The sequence below is a fragment of the Dolichospermum sp. LEGE 00246 genome (genome assembly GCF_015207865.1).
In the GTDB taxonomy this organism is placed as follows: Bacteria; Cyanobacteriota; Cyanobacteriia; order Cyanobacteriales; family Nostocaceae; genus Dolichospermum; species Dolichospermum heterosporum.
This window is the reverse complement of record NZ_JADEWA010000634.1, coordinates 1-2,289: the sequence shown is the minus strand read 5'-3', so window position 1 is coordinate 2,289 and position 2,289 is coordinate 1. Positions and strand designations below refer to the sequence as shown.

Annotated in this window: 3 protein-coding genes and 1 pseudogene; all 4 read right to left on the bottom strand. The window is 37.5% G+C overall.

Annotated elements, in window-relative coordinates:
- Window positions 1-127, bottom strand: a 127-nt coding sequence (locus IQ228_RS26985) for a DUF5678 domain-containing protein (RefSeq protein ID WP_228044070.1), incomplete at its 3' end; no start/stop codon positions are given.
- 64 nt (window positions 128-191) lie between these two features.
- Window positions 192-809, bottom strand: a complete 618-nt coding sequence (locus IQ228_RS24940; protein WP_027402535.1) for a hypothetical protein — start codon at window positions 807-809, stop codon at window positions 192-194.
- 21 nt (window positions 810-830) lie between these two features.
- On the bottom strand, window positions 831-1,586 hold the full coding sequence (locus IQ228_RS24935; protein WP_193964828.1) for a Uma2 family endonuclease: 756 nt from the start codon (window positions 1,584-1,586) through the stop codon (window positions 831-833).
- 287 nt (window positions 1,587-1,873) lie between these two features.
- Window positions 1,874-2,289 (bottom strand): annotated as a pseudogene (locus IQ228_RS24930) (hypothetical protein); the annotation flags it as partial.

Sequence of the window (2,289 nt, the reverse complement as noted above, 5' to 3'; positions counted from 1 at the left end):
TTCTATAATCTTGGTGATGAGCTATTACACCATCCTTAGTGTAAATAATCCATTCTCCACGATATTGTTTTAGTTTTCGGTAATTTGCTTTACGCCATTCTTTGGCACTATTGTATTTTTCGTTCATTTCCTTAGAGCGAATAGGGTTTGGGTGATTTTACTTTTCTTTACATAGATTGGTTTTATTGTGTTCACCTACTTAACTCTAACTCTGACTTAATTAGACTCACGAATACACTAATAATTTTTTCTGGTTGATTTATATAATACTCATCTAAATCAACTATCACTAGATTACCAGTTAATTGCAAGAATACCCATTGATTGCCATTGGTAACACAACCATAAATATTTTCAACATTATTTCCCTCCGATTGATTTAATTGAGCAGCAGCAATCATCTCTGCAATACATTGAGCGAATCCTTGTTTAAGATTATCATTTTTCGCCTCCACCAAAGCAATCACAGGAGATGTTACATATAACTGTTGAGATGATAGACCGATTAAGAAATCGCAAAACCCATTTAAACCCTGCTCAATATTCACATTAAAATCAATTCCTGAGAATAAACTAATTTTATTATCTAATAATCTTCTTACTTCAATTAAAACAGGCGCAATAATCATTTCTGATTTGGCTTTCTCTGTACTAATTGCTTGAGCTAAGGGAATATTATTTTGTAAGTATTTGATAAAAAAAGCATCAACTGTTAACTGGTCGAAAGCGGTGAAAAAATTTGTTCTTTCTTCAATATTAATGCCAAATATTTTAGTGATTCTGTCTAGAGTAAAGTCACTATAAGCCATTTCTTATAACCTTAATTTTGCTTACAGATTAATTCCTTGTTCTGCTATTAACTGTCTTAGTTTAGCTAATTCTGCTTCAGCTAAATCTGCCCGTTGCTTTTCTCGTTCTTCTGGTGTAAGCAACCAATTATTTTCTTGATCATACCAACGTAACCACTGTCTAGTTAGACCTTGATATTCTCCCTCCCATAACCCTAAACCCAATTCAGCTTCTTCTAACCATACCCCTAATCCATTAATAGAGAGGGGTTGATAACGGTTCATTACCAAACCATAACAGTGAATCTCGTCAGTATGGTTATAGACAAAATAATAAGGGATTCTGAGAATTTGCTCATATACCGTCCATTTATTAGGTGGTTGATTAACTTCCCGTAAATTTCTCTCTAAGTCTTCGTTCTCTGTTCCTGGAGATATTAATTCTACTACCACAAAGGGATATGTTCCTTCATACCAAGTAACATAACTTAATCTTAGTTCTGTTTGTTCATAAAAACGGGATACCCCCAAAACTGCAAACCAATCTGGTTTTTTATACCATTGTGTATGCTTGCTGTCGTAGTATAAATTTAAGTCACTACCTGTAAATACATTATCTTCTGCATAAGAAGGCGGTCGAAAGGTACTACGCAATAATTCTGGTTGTAACAGGTGAAATTCGTCTGGCAACCCTGGTTCCTCTGGATCTTCGCTAGGTAAATCATACATCGTTGGCAGTGTTTGGTGAGGAGGTAATGGCTCATAGCTGGGTTTGCTATACACATCACTTTGATACATTGTTAATTATCTCCTGTATTTAATCGCTGTTGCCAAGATTCAACTATCTGTGTGATATACTTCACACACTTCCCTACGTTTTGCGGCACGCTTACACTTATGGGAGTGACTGAGATCAAAAAGACCATCAAAGCCCAACTCACTGTTCAATACTATCCCGGTTCTGTCACTCTCGGACAATATCGAATCTATTTTTTGTAACTCTTATCTGCCCGTCCTTGATGATTAGCGGGCAATTCGTCCCGCACCACAAGAAATTTTTGGGTATTTTTTTAATTGGAAGTCCCTTAGTCAAGAGAAATACCCAGCGATCGCATTTTTTGCTTTAATTCATACAATTCCGTGTTAGCTTGTTCAGCCCTTTGGGATTCTTGTTCAGCCCTTTGGGATTCTTGTTCAGCCCTTTGAGATTCTTGTTCAGCCCTTTGGGATTCTTGTTCAGCCCTTTGGGATTCTTGTTCAGCCCTTTGAGATTCTTGTTCAGCCCTTTGGGATTCTTGTTCAGCCCTTTGGGATTCTTGTTTTGCTATTTGAATTGCTTGGTTGGCTTTGAGCATTTCATCTTTGGCGGATTCTTGGGGAGTAGGGATGATAGCGCCTTCTAAGGAGAAGTAACGCAATTGGCCATTGTGAATACCCAGGAAAAAGCCCAGGGCTTCACTCCATAGCCATCCTTGGGCGTTGGGCGTGATGGGGCGATATT

Bases quoted from the DNA above. Each gene is read 5' to 3' on its own strand.
- IQ228_RS24940 (WP_027402535.1), bottom strand. From the start codon at position 809: ATGGCTTATAGTGACTTTACTCTAGACAGAATCACTAAAATATTTGGC.
- IQ228_RS24935 (WP_193964828.1), bottom strand. From the start codon at position 1,586: ATGTATCAAAGTGATGTGTATAGCAAACCCAGCTATGAGCCATTACCT.